The 15,613-nt window shown below is 65.5% G+C and carries 13 protein-coding genes; 6 read left to right on the top strand and 7 right to left on the bottom strand.

All coding sequences use genetic code 11. The features are described 5' to 3' along the window. Positions 1 to 2: 2 nt before the first annotated feature. On the bottom strand, positions 3 to 323 hold the full coding sequence (locus MRBLWH7_RS18825; protein ID WP_341997283.1) for a carboxymuconolactone decarboxylase family protein: 321 nt from the start codon (positions 321 to 323) through the stop codon (positions 3 to 5). Positions 324 to 445: 122 nt separating this feature from the next. Here MRBLWH7_RS18825 and MRBLWH7_RS18820 point away from each other — a divergent pair, with 122 nt between their 5' ends. Further along, entirely contained in the window at positions 446 to 607 is a 162-nt protein-coding gene (locus tag MRBLWH7_RS18820; RefSeq protein WP_341997281.1) for a hypothetical protein, read from the top strand. 46 nt (positions 608 to 653) lie between these two features. Here the strand turns inward: MRBLWH7_RS18820 and MRBLWH7_RS18815 are convergent, their stop codons facing one another. Then, the gene (locus MRBLWH7_RS18815; RefSeq protein WP_341997279.1) at positions 654 to 809 is read right to left on the bottom strand and encodes a hypothetical protein; all 156 of its coding nucleotides are present in this window, start codon (positions 807 to 809) and stop codon (positions 654 to 656) included. A 67-nt stretch (positions 810 to 876) separates the two neighbouring features. On the opposite strand from MRBLWH7_RS18815, the gene MRBLWH7_RS18810 reads away from it, so the two are divergent. Next, positions 877 to 1,797 carry a fructosamine kinase family protein gene (locus MRBLWH7_RS18810; RefSeq protein WP_341997277.1) on the top strand — a complete coding sequence of 307 codons (921 nt, stop codon included), beginning with the start codon at positions 877 to 879 and terminating at the stop codon, positions 1,795 to 1,797. A 159-nt stretch (positions 1,798 to 1,956) separates the two neighbouring features. Next, entirely contained in the window at positions 1,957 to 2,700 is a 744-nt protein-coding gene (locus MRBLWH7_RS18805; RefSeq protein ID WP_341997275.1) for a FadR/GntR family transcriptional regulator, read from the top strand. Here the strand turns inward: MRBLWH7_RS18805 and MRBLWH7_RS18800 are convergent. Together MRBLWH7_RS18800 and MRBLWH7_RS18795 are read right to left on the bottom strand one after the other, a co-directional pair. Further along, entirely contained in the window at positions 2,658 to 3,983 is a 1,326-nt protein-coding gene (locus MRBLWH7_RS18800; RefSeq protein ID WP_341997273.1) for an L-fuconate dehydratase, read from the bottom strand. The genes MRBLWH7_RS18805 and MRBLWH7_RS18800 overlap by 43 nt on opposite strands. Then, positions 3,980 to 4,999 carry an aldo/keto reductase gene (locus MRBLWH7_RS18795; RefSeq protein ID WP_341997271.1) on the bottom strand — a complete coding sequence of 340 codons (1,020 nt, stop codon included), beginning with the start codon at positions 4,997 to 4,999 and terminating at the stop codon, positions 3,980 to 3,982. The genes MRBLWH7_RS18800 and MRBLWH7_RS18795 overlap by 4 nt, the downstream gene beginning before the upstream one ends. A 475-nt stretch (positions 5,000 to 5,474) precedes the next feature. On the opposite strand from MRBLWH7_RS18795, the gene MRBLWH7_RS18790 reads away from it, so the two are divergent. The 3 genes from MRBLWH7_RS18790 to MRBLWH7_RS18780 all read left to right on the top strand — a co-directional run bounded on the left by MRBLWH7_RS18790 (position 5,475) and on the right by MRBLWH7_RS18780 (position 10,939). Then, positions 5,475 to 6,482 (top strand): LacI family DNA-binding transcriptional regulator, encoded by a 1,008-nt coding sequence (locus MRBLWH7_RS18790; RefSeq protein WP_341997270.1) that lies wholly within the window; start codon positions 5,475 to 5,477, stop codon positions 6,480 to 6,482. A 519-nt stretch (positions 6,483 to 7,001) separates the two neighbouring features. After that, a complete protein-coding gene (locus MRBLWH7_RS18785) occupies positions 7,002 to 9,338 on the top strand; it encodes a glycoside hydrolase N-terminal domain-containing protein (RefSeq protein WP_341997268.1) in 2,337 nt (778 codons plus the stop codon). A 56-nt stretch (positions 9,339 to 9,394) separates the two neighbouring features. Then, positions 9,395 to 10,939, top strand: a complete 1,545-nt coding sequence (locus MRBLWH7_RS18780) for an alpha-L-fucosidase (protein WP_341997266.1) — start codon at positions 9,395 to 9,397, stop codon at positions 10,937 to 10,939. A gap of 91 nt (positions 10,940 to 11,030) precedes the next feature. Here MRBLWH7_RS18780 and MRBLWH7_RS18775 read toward each other — a convergent pair whose 3' ends face one another. The 3 genes from MRBLWH7_RS18775 to MRBLWH7_RS18765 form a co-directional block, all read right to left on the bottom strand. Next, positions 11,031 to 11,330: a hypothetical protein gene (locus tag MRBLWH7_RS18775; protein WP_341997265.1), complete on the bottom strand. Its 300-nt coding sequence runs from the start codon at positions 11,328 to 11,330 to the stop codon at positions 11,031 to 11,033. Next, positions 11,327 to 11,683 carry an alpha-L-arabinofuranosidase C-terminal domain-containing protein gene (locus tag MRBLWH7_RS18770; RefSeq protein ID WP_341997263.1) on the bottom strand — a complete coding sequence of 119 codons (357 nt, stop codon included), beginning with the start codon at positions 11,681 to 11,683 and terminating at the stop codon, positions 11,327 to 11,329. The genes MRBLWH7_RS18775 and MRBLWH7_RS18770 overlap by 4 nt, the downstream gene beginning before the upstream one ends. Before the next feature lie 406 nt (positions 11,684 to 12,089). After that, on the bottom strand, positions 12,090 to 15,431 hold the full coding sequence (locus tag MRBLWH7_RS18765) for a PxKF domain-containing protein (protein ID WP_341997261.1): 3,342 nt from the start codon (positions 15,429 to 15,431) through the stop codon (positions 12,090 to 12,092). Positions 15,432 to 15,613: the final 182 nt, after the last annotated feature.

Genomic DNA, 15,613 nt, shown 5'->3' with positions numbered 1-15,613 from the left:
CCTCAGGGGTAGTCCTGCAGGTCTTCGTCGTAGCCCAGCGCGGAGGCGATCCGCGGGGCCGCCGCAACCGCCCTCGGCAGGCCGACCACGGTCACCAGTCCATCCATCACGGCGATGACCTCCTCCGCCGCGACCCCCGCCGAGAGCGCATCGTCGATGGCGGTCCGCAACGACACGTCCGGTGCGGACATCGCGATCAGTGCACCGATCCGGATGAGGTCTCGCGTGCGGTGATCGAGACATCGCGACCAGAGCTCGCCGGAATCATCTGCGAGGGCGGGGTCGCCGATGCAGAACCGCCGGAGAAGCTCAAATCCATCCAACGCCGGTCTCCCACCTTCGCGAACAAGCTGCGGAATGATCCCCCAAGTTCACACGGCAGCGGTCGTCGACGCACCACATAGATAGCGTGAACCGACCAGGGGGCAATGTGACGTGCGGCATCATGGCACCGAATGCCGCAACCCTCGAAATCTCGGTGGCGGCGCTTCCCTACATCGGCCAGGCGATGAGGAGCCGCCACGCGAGCACCATCGTGTTCGGCGGCATGCTGTCGTGGAACGCTCCGGAGGGGCTGGCGATATCGAAGAGGCAGTACGGCCGGTAGACGAGCGTCGGTACGCTGATGACGGGTCAAATGGTGGAAAACGTGGTCACGATTCCAGAGCCAGAACAACTGGGTCTTCTCTGGATGCCAGTGCCTCGAGGTGCAGCAGATTCCAGGCGGTGATCCCGTAGATCGCGTCGCGGCCGGGCAACTCGGTCGACGCCTGGCTCACAACGGTGGCCGCGCCGAGGAGCGCCAGCACGAGAAGACCCCGATTCTTCCGCCAACTACAGCGCGTCAAGCACGGGGCTACTGAGAGGAACCATGCGATGCTCGACCCGAGGTCCTTGCTCGTCGAACGGCTGCACTCCGCAGGGGTCACCGACCTCGTCTCGATCGAACCGGTGACGGGCGGGCTGGCGGCCACGGCCGGGCTCGCACACCTCAGCGACGGTCAGGTCATCTTCGTCAAGGCATTCGCAGAGCCGCCTTCGGACGACGCCTTCGTCACCGAGGTGGAGGGTCTCGGAGCCCTGCGAAGACTCGGCGGCGTCGCGACTCCTGACGTGATCCTGGCCGACGAGGACGTGCTCATCCTCTCGGTAATGCGCCCGCGTCCGAACTGCACGGCATTCTGGGAACAGCTTGCGCATGTCCTCGCCCGATTGCACACGGGCACGGCCCACCCGCGGTTCGGCTGGCACCGCGACAACTGGCTGGGTCGCCGCAGGCAGGTGAACACGTGGGAGGACGACGGATTCGAATTCTTCGCCGAGCATCGGCTGCTGCGGTGGCTCGATGAGCCTCGCGTCCTGGCCGCATTGGACCACGCAGATCGCCTGGCACTCGAGCGCCTGTGCAGCCGGCTGCCCGAGTTACTTCCCGACAAGCCGCCCTGTCTGACGCACGGCGATCTGTGGGCGCAGAACATCCTGAGCACGGCCGACGGTCAGCCCGCCTTGATCGATCCCGCGGTCTCCTACACGTGGGCCGAGGTAGATCTGGCGCATCTGTGGACGACGGCGCCGCCGCCCGAGGCGCGGGCCTTCTTCGACCGCTACGCGGAACTGACCCACCTCGACGGCCAGTGGCGAAAGCGGATGCCGATTCTTCAGCTGCGTCAGCACCTGGCCGTCATCGCGCAGTTCGACGACGACCGGGGTGCAGCCGAGCAGATCCGCTCCACGCTCACCCCCTTCCGGCGAAGACACGGTCCTGATCCCGCATCCACGCCAGCCGCACCCAGATGATCGAGACCGCGCACCTGGTCTCCTCGCTGGCTGTCCTTGACGTCTGCCGAGACGATGATGATCGGGGCGGTGATACGGGACTCGCGGAAAGCTCTCTCCCCTCCCCGTGTTCGCCGAATCGCTCGGCGTGCCCGTCTACTCCGTTCGTACACTGGGGAAATGACCACCCCCGACCCGATCCGGTCGCAGACAGACGTTGTCATCCATGGCATCAAGGCGATGATTGTTGACGGCAGCCTTTCGGCCGGCTCGCGCCTTCCCATCGAGAAGGAACTCGCCGCAGCGCTCGGCGTATCGCGCGGACCGCTCCGTGAAGGTGTGCGCGCGCTCGTGATCCTTGGGGTCCTTGAGACACGCCAGGGCGACGGAACGTACGTGACCTCGTTGGACCCCTCTGTGCTCATGAGTTCGCTGGCGTTCCTGGCCGACCTGCGAGATCCCTCCACGAGCGGCCAGTTGCTGCAGGTGCGCCGATTTCTCGAGGTCGAGAGCGCTGCCCTGGCGGCGACGTGCATCGACGAGTCTGGATTGTCCGAGCTCGAGGCCATCCTCGACCGGATGGACGCATTGGCCGCCGATCTCGACGCGATGGACGTCGAGGCGTTCATTGACGGCGACTCGGAATTCCACGCCCGCATCGCACAAGCGGCTGAGAACCCCACACTCGCCGCGTTCATAGACTCGCTGGTCGGACGCACCATGCGCATCCGGATCGGGCGCGCTGTGCGTGAGGGGGGCTCCATTGCCGCGACGCAGGCCGAGCACCGTGCCATCGTCGATCAGTTGCGTGCGGGAAGTCCCGACGGCGCCCGCATCAGGATGGCGGCCCACATCCTCGGAGTCGAACTATTCGCGGTCGATCATGCGACCGACAACTCCTCGTCACGCGTTGACGCCCAGTAGCCGCCGGAGGGGAAGCCCCACTCCGCCACCGATGACTCGAACATCTGGGCGCTGTATCCGGGTCGGGAGGGCAGGACATAGTGCCCGTTCTCGACGATGCACGGATCGACGAAGTGCTCATGCAGGTGATCGACGAACTCGGTGACTCGATTCTCCAGCGAGCCGGAGATGGCCACATAGTCGAAGATCGACAAATGCTGGACGAGCTCGCAGAGCCCCACTCCTCCTGCGTGCGGGCACACCGGTACGTCGAACTTCTTCGCCATGAGATACACGGCGAGGATCTCGTTTACGCTTGCCAGGCGGGCGGAGTCGAGCTGACAGAAGTCGATGGCCTCCGCCTGGAACATCTGCTTGAACAGCACTCGATTCATGCCGTGCTCTCCGGTCGCGACGCCGATCGGCGCCACCGCCCTACGGACTGCAGCGTGGCCGAGCACGTCATCGGGGCTCGTCGGCTCCTCGATCCATAGCGGCTTGAACTCCGCCAGAGCGCTGATCCATTCGATCGCCTCCGGCACATCCCATACCTGATTCGCATCGATCATCAGGTGCGTGTCCCACCCGATGACCTCGCGCGCGATGCGAAGGCGACGGATGTCGTCCTGCAGGTCGGCGCCCACCTTGAGCTTGAGGTGCCGATAGCCCGCGTCGACCGCTTCCTGCAGCAAGCGGCGGAGCTTGTCGTCGCTGTAGCCCAGCCAGCCAGCGCTCGTCGTATAGCACGGATAACCGCCGCGTGTCTCAAGCGCGGCGATCCGCTCGGCCCGCGTCGTGGCCATCTCGGAGAGGATCGCGATGGCCTCGTCCCGCGTCAGGGCGTCGGAGAGATAACGCAGATCCGCGGCGTCGACCAGCTGCGCGGGAGTCATGTCGACGAGGAGGCGCCACAAAGGCTTGCCGGCTCGACGAGCAGCGAGATCCCACATGGCGTTCATCGCGGCCGCCATCCCGAGATGCACCACGCCCTTCTCCGGACCCAGCCAGCGCAACTGCGAGTCACTCGCGAGACCGCGATACACCCCGCCGAGGTCGCCGACCGCTTCGTCGACGTCGAGCCCGATGAGAGGGAGGGCACGCTGGCGCGCGGCCTCCACCGCGAGGTCGTTGCCGCGACCGATCGTGAAGGTGAAGCCGTAGCCGGCCAGTCCCGGCTCGTCCGTCTCCAGGACGACGTACGCGGCTGAGTAGTCGCCGTCTTTGTTCATCGCGTCGGAGCCGTCCATGCTGAGGGACGTCGGGAAGCGAACGTCGTGGACGCGCACGGAGGTGATGGTCGTCATAGCGATGCCTCTTCGGTCGAAGGCGCGATGGGCTGTGTGGCGAGATCGACCGGGATCACGTCGGCGTCGGCGAGCGCCGACCAGAGTTCCGGGTCGATCGCAGTGTGGAGCCGCTGGATATTGCTGCGCACGTGGGATGCCGTCCTCATTCCGATCACGACGGAGGAGATCGCCGGATGCCGAAGCGGGAACTGGGCGGCGACCGTCGGCAGGTCTGCACCGTAACGTGCACAAATCGCAGCGATCTCGCGCACTCGCTCGATGATCAGACGGGGCGCGGGGCCGTAGTCGTAGGACGCGTCGTCGGGAACGACCGCTCTGCTGAGCAGTCCGGAGTTGTAAACGCCGGCCGCGACGACACTTGTTCCGCGCTGGAGGGCGAGCGGCAAGAGATCGTCGAGCGCAGTCTGCTCGAACAAGGTGAAGCGACCCGCGAGCATCACCACGTCGATCGGCAGCTCGCGAACGAATTCGGCGAGCATCGCGGATTGATTCATTCCGGCGCCGACGGCGCGCACCACTCCTTCCTCGCGAAGCTCGATAAGGGCGGGCAGCGCTTCATCGAGGGCCTGCGTCCGCAAGGCATCCGGGTCATGCAGGTATGCGATGTCCACCGTGTCGAGAGAAAGGCGCGTGAGGCTCTCCTCGATCGAGCGGCGGATGCCGTCGCGGCTCAGATCCCAGCGACGCCTTCGCACGCCGGACACGACAAACCCTTCATCGTCCGGACGCACGACGCCTGCCGGGTCGTCCACGACGAGCCTGCCGACTTTGGTGGACAGGACGAATTGGTCTCGCGGACGATCCGCAAGCGCCGCGCCGAGACGGCACTCGGAAAGCCCGAGACCATAGTGCGGGGCAGTGTCGAAATATCGGATGCCCTCGTCCCACGCAGCATCAACGGCGGCCCGCGCGTCCTCATTCGTGGTCTCCCGCCCCAGATTGCCAAGCTGGGCCGCCCCGAATCCGAGTGGACCCAATGACTTCACCGACCCAGGCGAATGCACGACAGACATCCGAACCTCCTCACAGCAGACAGCCCCGGCCCGCGAACCGGCCCGGTGTACGGAGTAGATCATATCAATAGGCCTCTGGTTCGCCTGACTTCCCGCCCATCCTGGGCGGTTCGATACGATACATCTGACGACTTGCGGAGATGTCATGCTCGCGTCTCGCCCCTCGTGTTCGGCGACGAGATGAGTGGCGTCATCGAGTGAACATCTAGGCGATTGGGAAGGCTTCCCGATCGAAGGCGTGACGGACGAGCCGCACAGCGATCCCGTGTCGCGCCGATTCAGAGCCCACAGGATCCGAACTGCAAGCTGCATTGATCAGAGTGGCTCCGTGCCCGCTCATCCGCTTAGAGGAGTTCTTCGAAAACCGAACGGAGAGTCCACATGTACGTACCGACGGGTACCCTGTTCACGTCAACGGATAGCAAGCCGGTTGGAAAGGGTGCCGATGCCGTCAGAGCGCTCTCGGTCAGTGTCCATGCGCGACGTGGCCGAGCTCGCAGGCGTGTCCGGTCAGACCGTCTCGCGGGTCGCCAACAACATCGGGAACGTCGCCGAGCGAACCCGCCGACGTGTTGAACTGGCGATGGAGGAACTCGGCTACCGTCCGAACATCGCTGCCAGGGCCCTTCGGAGCGGCGAGTTCCGCTCTATCGCCGTTGTCGCATTCGGACTCGAGACCCTCGGCAACATTCGAACCGTGAGCGCGATCGCCGACGAAGCCGCGCGGAGGAGCTACGCGGTCGAACTGATCTCAATACAACACGCCCCCGACGAACCGGGCACCGCCGACTTCTCCTGGGCTATGCGGAGGCTCGGACAGGACGCCGTCGACGGCATCATCCTCATCCTGGAGACGAGCAAGTCCGCCACTGCCGCGCTCGAGCTGCCCTCGGGGGTCCCCGCGGTGATCGTCGATGCTGGGGCTGCCTTCGACCACCCGTCGGTGGACGCGAATCAGGAGCAAGGGGCCCGACTCGCCGTCGACCATCTCCTGTCCCTCGGCCACCCAACGGTCTGGCATATCGCTGGACCACCTGAGTCGAACGCCGCGGCTGCACGTGCCAGAGCGTGGCGTTCTCTCCTCGAGGACGCTGATCGCCTCATCCCCGACCCGGTGATCGGCGATTGGACACCGGATTCGGGCTACGCGGCCGGTCTCGAACTCGTGGCTCGCGGCGGGGTGAGCGCGGTCTTCGCCGCAAATGACCAGATGGCGCTCGGCGCGCTTCGCGCGTTTCACGAGCGTGGAGTCGCCGTTCCCGCAGCCGTCAGCGTCGTCGGGTTCGACGACATGGCCGAGTCGGCGCAATTCTGGCCCCCGCTCACGACGGTACGCCAGCATTTCGAGATCGCAGGCGCAACCGCTGTGACGCTGCTCGTGGACCAGATCGAGCGGCGCGAGGTCCCAGCTGGAAGACGCTTGATCGACACGGAGTTCATCCTCCGAGCATCGACCGGCCCCTTCGGCGAGCGCCCAGCTTAGGTCTGATGACCATTCGCTTCAAGTAGTGCGGGGTCGAGGGCGACGAGCGGGGGCATCTGACGCGGTCATGCGCCGGGACACCACGTGGACTTCCCGCTCCGGAAGCTTGACACTTGCTGACCTTCAAAGCATAATCTAAACATCGGATGATTACGTAAACATTTGCGTTGCGACCGAAGCCTGACGCACCTCGAGCACGAAAGACGAAGATGTCCCCGAACAGCACATCTGGCGCCCAAAGCTGGCGCAACACGATGAAAGTCGGGCGAACTCGTCGAGCGATTCACCAGCAGTGTCCGCTGGGCGGGTGACTGGCAGGTCGAACTCTCTTGAGGGCGAAGTTGCGCTTCAGAATCCGCAGATTCTCACCGGCCTCGAGAGCCGTCAAGGCGACCCGGTACGTGTAGATCTGGCAGAACCCTGCGACGCCTCCGCATTTCAGAATCAGCCGGGGCGCCGCGGCAGAGCGCTTCCCCCCCCCCCCCCCCCCCCCCCCCCCCCCCGGAACTTGGAACCCCGATGACAAAGCGAATCACGCTCGATAGCCCCGCCCGCCAGTTCCTGGACTGCTTCCTGCTCGGCAACGGGTCACTCGGAGCAGCCGTCGGAGGGCAGACGGTCGCAGAGTCTTTCGACGTCAACGTCGACACCCTGTGGTCGGGCGGACCGCAGGGTGTCGCCCCGGTGTCCCCCTCGACCGCGATCGAGGACGTGCGCGCCGCGATCCGCCATCACCGCTACGCCGACGCGGACCGGCTCGCCACTGGCCTCCAAAGCGATGGGTGGACACAGTCGTACCAGCCCCTGGGACGGATCACGTGGCGGTATGGAGCCGCGCTGAGTGATGCGCAGGCAGATGCGGCCGCCTACTCGCGGGAGCTGGACCTTGCGTCGGCCGTGGCCGCGGTCCGCTATCTGAGTGAGTCGGGTCCAGCCGAGCTGAGCACATTCGTCACTTCACCACACGGCGTCCTGGTTGCCGAGGCGACGGGAGAAGCCGGCGATGGCACGGTGACGTTCGAAAGCCAACACCCCCACAGCGTCATCGAGCGGGTCGTGGGAGGCACGAGCTGGGTGGTGGCGACGGGCCGCGCGCCGAGCCACGCCCTGCCAGAGTACGTGATGGCGGCTGGCCAGGATCTGATCTACGACGAATCGACGCCTGGCCCCGAGGGCACCGTAGCCGCGGGGATGGGCTGGGCGATCGCGATCGCGTGCGAGGAGCGGGGCGGGAGCCGACGCTTGATCGCTTCCGCCGTCACCGGATTCCGTGGATGGGGCAGAAGCCCGGTGGCTGACCTTCCGGCGCTCGCGGAGGAGGCGCGCTCTGTCGTGGCTGCGGCCCTTGACCACACGACCGACCAGCTTCTGCGGGAGCACGTCTCTGATCACAGAGCGCTTTTCGACCGCGTCGAGCTTGATCTCTCCCCGTCCAAGAATGAATCCGCCGCTGTAGCGGAGAGCTACTTCGCTCTGGGGCGGTACTTGCTGATCGCGAGTTCGCGAGAAGGCACGCAGCCTGCGAATCTACAGGGCATCTGGAACACCACCCGCCGCCCATCCTGGAGTTGCAACTACACCACGAACATCAACGCGCAGATGAACTACTGGCCGGCGGAGGTGACGGGCCTTGCCGAGCTGCATCTCCCGCTGCTGGACCTGCTCTCCGACCTTGCTGTCGCTGGCCGCCAGACCGCTCGAACGGTCTATGCCGCGCGCGGTTCGACGGTCCATCACAACACTGATCTGTGGCGATTCACGCCCGCCGTCAGCGGCAAGCCAGAGTGGGCGAACTGGCCGTCGGGTCTGCTCTGGCTGTCGGCGCATCTTGCCGAGCACATTGCTTTCGCCGATCCTGCTGACGCGGTATCTCTGGCCGCAAAGGCGGTGCCGGTATTCGAGGCGGCGATCAGCTTCGCGCTCGACATGTTGGAAGAGGACGAGGACGGATGGCTCGTCTTCAGCCCCTCGACATCTCCGGAGCACGCCTTCGAACTCGACGGCGCCTATCACGCCGTCTCCCGCGGCGCCGCAATGGATCAGGAGCTCGTCCTCGAGGCATTCAACAATTACCTGGTGGCGGGCCGTATCGCGGGCGACGCGAACGCCGGCCTGATCGACGAGGTGGCCACTGCCCTTGCTCGGGTTCGCCCACCGCTCGTCGGCGAGGCCGGCGACCTGCTCGAATGGGCCTCCGAGCGCATCCCCATGGAGCTCGGTCATCGTCATGTGTCCCATCTATACGGGGTGTTTCCGGGCTCCCGCATCACGCGGAGGCGCAATCCAGAGCTACTCGAGGCTGCTGCACGGGCGCTGCGGGTCCGGCTCGCGAACGGCGGAGGCCACACCGGCTGGAGCACCGCATGGGCGCTGTGTCTTGCTGCCCGCTTGGGCGATGCCGCGCTCGCTGAGGAGTCGATCCGTGGGCTCGTTGAAAAGCTCAGTTCTGAATCACTCCTCGATATGCACCCCCTGGAAGCACGCGCACCAGTGTTCCAGATCGATGGGAACCTCGGTGGTAGCGCCGGCATGGCGGAACTGCTCCTGCAGAGCCACGACGGGGCCATCAGCCTTCTGCCGACCCTGCCTCCGAGTTGGTCCGCAGGGTCCGTTCGAGGGCTGCGTGCTCGCGGCGGCTACACCGTCGGGATCACGTGGACAGACCACACGCTCGAATCGGCCACGATCCACCAACCGGGCATCGAGACGACGATCGAACTCGCCGCGCACCTCAAGACGCGCGTGATCGGCCCTCAGGGCCTCGTGGATGTGGTGAAGGAGACGCTCGACCTCAGGGATCGCCGACGGCTGACCTGGCGCGGCGAACCCGGCCGCTATTCGGTCCTCGTCACATGATCAGCCAGCCCGCGACCCCGCAAAGTGTTCCACGATAACAAGGAGAAAGATTCCAAATGACCGGACCCTTCTCGCCGCTCGACCCGAACTCGTTGCCCGCCCCCGTCGACGTGTCGGACAACTCGGCGGCGTTAGCGGAAGTACGTGCGGTGATCGAAGCGGGCCCATACTCCGCCACCTGGGAGTCCCTTCGCAACTACGAGCCGCCGCGCTGGTACGTCGATGCCAAACTCGGCATCTTCATCCACTGGGGCGTCTACTCGGTACCCGCGTTCCACAACGAGTGGTACTCGCGCAACATGTACCTCGAGGCCTCCCCCGACTTCGCGCACCACCGCGAGACGTTCGGCGAGCACCGCGACTTCGGGTACAAGGACTTCATCCCTCACTTCACCATGCATGACTTCGATCCGCACGAATGGGCGGCCCTGTTCAAGCGCGCCGGGGCGCAGTTCGTCGTTCCCGTCGCTGAGCATCACGACGGCTTCGCGATGTACGAGACTCAGCGCTCGCGATGGAACGCCGCGGCGATCGGCCCCCGCCGTGATGTCTTCGGCGATCTCACGGACGCTGTCGACCAGGCTTGGATGGTGCCCGGCGCCTCATCGCACAGGGCGGAGCACTGGTTCTTCATGAACGGAGGCTCGCGGTTCGACTCGGACGTACGCGACCCGGCCTACGCAGACTTCTACGGTCCCGCCCAGCGTGAAGAGGTGGCGCCCAACGAGCGCTTCCTCGAGGACTGGTTGCTGCGCACCGTGGAGATCGTCGACAAGTATCGACCGCAGGTGCTGTGGTTCGACTGGTGGCTCGAGCAGCCCGCGTTCGAGCCGTACCGGCTCATGCTCGCTGCGTACTATTACAACCGCGCGGTCGAGTGGGGGCGTGAGGTCGTGATCAACTACAAGTGGGACGCCTTCGCCGAGGGCAGCGCCGTTTACGACATCGAGCGCGGGACCATGGGCGGGATCCGACCGGCTGTGTGGCAGAACGACACCGCCGTCTCGAAGACGTCGTGGAGCTGGATCGAGGACCACGAGTACAAGACGGTCGACACCCTCGTCGCCGAGCTCGCAGACACGGTGTCGAAGAACGGCCTGCTCCTGCTCAACGTCGGCCCCAAGCCTGATGGGACGATCCCGGATGCCGAGCAGCGGGTCCTCGAGGGCCTCGGAGACTGGCTGGTCCGCAATGGCGAGGCGATCTACGGCACGCGGCCCTGGCGAGTCGCGCAGGAGGGTCCGACACAGCCGGTCGTCGGCTCCTTCGTGGACGCCGACTCCCCCGCCTATGAGTCTTCGGACATCCGCTTCACCACGAGACACGACGTCACGGGCGACTATCTGTACGCGATCCTCCTCGCAGAGCCCGAGGACGGGGTCGCGCGCGTCCGCGCCCTCGGCACAGGCGCCGGCCTGCTCGACCGCGGCATACGCGAGGTCAGCGTGCTCGGGGCCGCCGGCCCCGTGGCGTGGGAGCAGACGTCTCCTGAACTAATCGTGACTCTGCCGGCGCGCTCTCCTCTCGCCGGAGGACCGGTCATCAAACTGTTCCTCGAGGACGCCGTCGTTGCCCCGCGACAGGACTTCCTTCACGGCTGAGCCACGCAAGGTGCTCTCACCCGAACACGGTGAACCCCTGCGGCGGATGAGCGGCCGGATGAGCCTGCTCATCCGCCGTGCGCGGCGCGGTTCAGCCGCGGGTCACGCGGGTGAGCGAGATCGCCGTCCACGAGACCACAGGCAGGGTCACGGTGAGCACGCCGTCCTTCAGGGACGCGGTAGCGTTGGCGTGCGTGGTGACGCGATCGGGGTCTTCACGAGTATCGGCGGCATCTTGATCCTCGTCGCCGGGCGTGAGGCATTCCGTCACGACGACATCGCCGAGAAGGCCGAGATCAGCGCTCACCTCTGTCACGTTCGTCAGATGGCGGTCAGTGACCAACAGCGCCCCACTGCCGTCGACGATCGGCGTCGCGACGGCGTCGATCACGGGGACATCGCCGTACACCGCCGTGGCGACCCCGTCCCAGCCTCGATCTCGAGGCGGAGGACGGTCCTTTGGGCCCGCGTGCCGTGAGCGCGACGTGGTCGAAAGTGGTGTGCCGCCATGCCGCGCCGCCCGGCTCGGTTCGCGCGGTCGGCGTGCTTGAGCAGCGAGATCAGCAGGCAGCCGAAGACGACGGCGTCAGTCACCGAATACACGTCCTCGAGCAGCCGACGGGCAATCGGCCACGTCTCGATGTCCGTGATGCGCTCGTGCTTCTCCCAGCACTCTGCGTACCAGATGTTCCACTCGTCGAGGGAAATGTCGATGGTCTTGTCGCTGCGCAGCACCGACTTCATGTGACCCGCGGTGGCGGTCCCAACTCGTTCATCTCGTGGGAATGCCACGCCACGTCGGGGCGACACGGCCGACCCTCTCGAGGACCGACGCCGCCCTCCCACTTGTAGCCTCTGGGACGAAGTTGCCTCCGGGGTATCGCGCGAACGTCACGCCGAGCTCCTTCACCAGGTCAAGCACGTCCCGACGGAAGCCCTGCACATCCGCTTCGGCATGTCCGGTTCGTAGATCCCGTCGTAGACGCACCGTCCGAGGTGCTCCACGAATGAGCCGAGCATCCTCCGGTCGAGGGTCCGACAGGGGAGCGGGGTCGAGCACGATTCGTGCGTCAGTTATTCATTCTCCTTGCTGGTTGACGGGCCGGCCGGGGTGGTGTCCCGGCCGGCCCGCGCCCGGTGCCGGTGCGGTCTACTTCAGACGGAACTGGGCTTTCAGCTCGACCCCGTCCGTGCTGCGCACGATCACGTCGACGCACCCCGTGGTGCCCTTCGAGGTCTTCCAGTTGTACTGGAACTGCCCCGCCTCCTCGTCGTAGACCAACGACGTACCACCCGTGACAACCGTCTCGACCTCATCGGTCGGGGCGGCCGGATCGCACGAATGCTGCACCGTCCGCAACGACTCGATCGCGGTCGTCGACGTCAGCTCCTCCTCGCCGAAGAACAACTCGAACTTCAACGGAACCGTCGAACCGCTCTTGACCACGTTCACCACACCCGCCATATCCACCGGGGCGTAGAAGCCCGTGAAGGTCCGTGGCTGAACGACAGTGAGGGTGACCTTCTTGGCCGCCTCGACATTGCCCGCCGCGTCCACCGACCGGTACGTCACAACGTGCGCGCCCACTTCGGTGAACGACACACCCGCCGCCGTCGCCGCAACCCAGGTCGCCCCGCCATCGGTCGAATACTCCGTGCCGGCGACACCCGAGGTCTCATCCGACGCGGCGAACGTCGCCGAAACCGTCGACCCCGCCAGCACCACACCCGAACCGGGCGACACCACCGCCGAAGTCACCGGCGCGACGCCATCGACCTTCACCGGCAGCTGCTTGACCTCCGACACATTGCCCGCCTCATCGGTCGCACGATAACTGAACGTCGTTGTACCCTCCGGGATCGACACCGGCGAGGAGTACCCACTCCACGCCCCCTCACCCAGCCGATACTCCACACTCGCCACACCCGAGCCCTCATCCGACGCCGACACGCTCACCGACACCGGCGACACGAACCATCCATTCTGACCATCCGCAGTCGCCGGGGTCGTGCTCGCCGACACCACCGGCGCCACCGTATCGACCGGCGGAGTGACCTTGAACGTCAGCGTGAGGCGCGGCGCCATGCCGGCCGCGTTCGGGTTGCGTGCAGCCATTTCGCGCGACACGAAGAGGATGTCCTGCTTCTTCGTCTCGTTGACCGCGAGGGAGAGCACGGAGGTGCTGGTCGGGAGGTTGTTCAGCAGCGGAAGGATGTTCACCTTCGCGTTGACCCCGACCGGCTTCTGCGTCGCGCTGTAGGACCCGTCGCTACCAACCTTGGCCGAAGTGACGTCGAAGGGCGCCGAGGTTGCCTTGACCGACGTGTCGATCGTCGGCTTCGTCAGCCACGTGACGGCTCCCGCGACCGTGTTGGTCCGCGTCGTGGGCGTCGTCTTGCCGTTGCCTTCGATCCATCCAGGGGTGGCTCGGGCGGCAACCAAGGCATTGCTGCCGGTCAAGGCGACCTTCGCAGGTCCCGCATAGGTCATGGTGAGTTCGGCCGAGAGCAATTCGCCCTGACGGACCCGCTCGGCGAGATCTCCCAGCTCGAACGAGAGGAGTGCGAGCTTGGCGTCGCGGTTGGACTGGTTGCCCGCGTACTTCTCGCCGAGCACCCCGCCGAGCGTGGCATCGTTGAAGTTCAGCAGACGCAGCAGCTCGTTGTCGCCGTAGTTCTGGCTCTGTTCGGTATTCCAGCTCTGCACGCTCGCGTCAGCGGAGACCGGAATATCGATCCTTTCGGCATTCGGGTCGATGACTGTGACCCGCACCGAGCCGGTGGCCGTCGCGCTGCGGGAATCCGTAGCCAGGAGAGGGATGACGTGGGGGCCCGCCTGAGCAGCCGTCGGCGTCCAGCGCAGCACGTTGCCGGTGATGCTGGCGCCGGCGGGGAGGGCACTTGACGAGACCACGACGGTGTCTCCGTCTCCGTCACTGACGGGGATCGGGAGGACGAGTTCGGTTCCGGCTTGCACCTCTGAATCCGGGATCGCACCGAAGACCGGTGCCACGTCCCGCACGAAGTCGAAGTCGACGTTGGTGACGTTGGTCAACGAGAGTTTGATCTGCGTCGCCCTCGTGACGGGTGTTCCGGCCACCGTCAGATCATTGATGTGCAGATCCTTCGTGTTCGAGACGCTCGAAGGGAGATTGTTCGAGAACCACACATTGTCGAAGACGAGCGAGCCAAGACGATCGGCTGTGGCGCTTCCCCTGCCGGACAGGGCGAAGTTCGTCCCGACCTTCGAGGTGTCGAAGGAACTGTCCTTGAATGTCAGGCTCGTGACCTCCGTAGAGTTCCCGTGCGTGATGCCCAGGTTCGCGAAGCCGAGGTAGTTGACGTTCTCGAAGGTGAAGTCGCGCTGCTGATATCCGGCGCCGCCGCCGATCCGGACGCCGTTGCCCGCGCCCACGGTCCAGCCGAGGTGGTTCTTCACCGAGATACCGAAGGTGTCCGCCGTGTCCCACGTCAGGCGGTCGGGGTCGGGCGTGAACTTGTCGTTGGGGTTGTAGTGGCCGCTGGCGAACGTGTCGTCGTTACCGAGGGTCAGCGCTCCGTTGACGGTGACGTTCTGACCGCTGGCCAGGTTGACCCCGTCGACCCAGGGGTTGGCGTACGGCGTGAGCCCCTTGATGTTGTTGAACGTCACGTTCTTCGCGGTGTGGGTTTCCCAGTTCCATTGCTTCGCATCGCGGGCGAGGGTGTCGTTGAAGACGATGTTCTGCGAGCGCACGATCATGACACCGCCCTGGTGCTGCGACGTCGCGGCATCGTGGCGCCATCCGCCCGCGCCGGTGTCGTAATTCGCGAACCCGTTCCCGTCGTACACTCCACGACCCGAGAACGTGATGTTCGCGGAGTCCCAGATGCCGATCGTCGGCTCCATCGCCTCCATGGTCGGCTGGATGCGGTTCTTCAGGAGAGCCCCTTCTTCGGTGTAGATCGTCACGGGCTTGGTGCGGCCGTGCAGATCGATACCGCGGTGGGTGTACCACCCATCCGGGAAGTACAGCGTGTCCTTGGCACTGTTCGAGTAGAGCTCGTCGATCGCGGCACCAATCTGGGCCGACTGATCCGTGGCGCCGGTGGTGTCCGTGACGAAGTCCGCGACGTTGACGACGTTCGCTGCCGCCGGGTCGGGAATCTGGGCCGGGTCCTCCTTGGGGTCGTTCACGATGGCGAGGCCGGGCTGGGTTCCGTTGACCTCGACGATCGCGTAGCGCAGCGCGTCCGACATCTCGAAGGTCAGGGTATTGCCGGAGATGGTGACCGCGGAACTGGGGTAGTAACGCTCCGGATAAATCTTGAACGAGGTGATCGGCGCGTTCGCCGTCACGGTGAGGGCGGGGGTGGCGTCATCCGACGCGAATCGGGCGACGGCCATCCGGTTGTTGAATCGGTTTGCGTACTTCGCCACGAACACGTCGGTGCCGTTCGCCGAGAGCGCGAACCGATCGGAACGGACATCGCCGGGGGTGTCCCGGTACACGTGTACGGATCCGTCCTCTGCGGCGGTAGCCGGGGGGGCGGCTGAGATGAAGGGCGCGAGCAGAAGGGCAGCGGTCAACGCCGCGGCAACGGCCCAAGGTGACTTCTTCGTCATAACTTCCTCACTCGTCAGGTTGTTGACGTCAACAGGATGATGGTAGGGCCCGGGATTGTTCACGTCAA

Origin of the sequence: Microbacterium sp. LWH7-1.2 (genome assembly GCF_038397755.1) — a bacterium.
GTDB lineage: Bacteria > Actinomycetota > Actinomycetes > Actinomycetales > Microbacteriaceae > Microbacterium.
The sequence above is the reverse complement of the archived record's forward strand: the minus strand, read 5'-3'. Positions and strand labels throughout refer to the sequence as shown.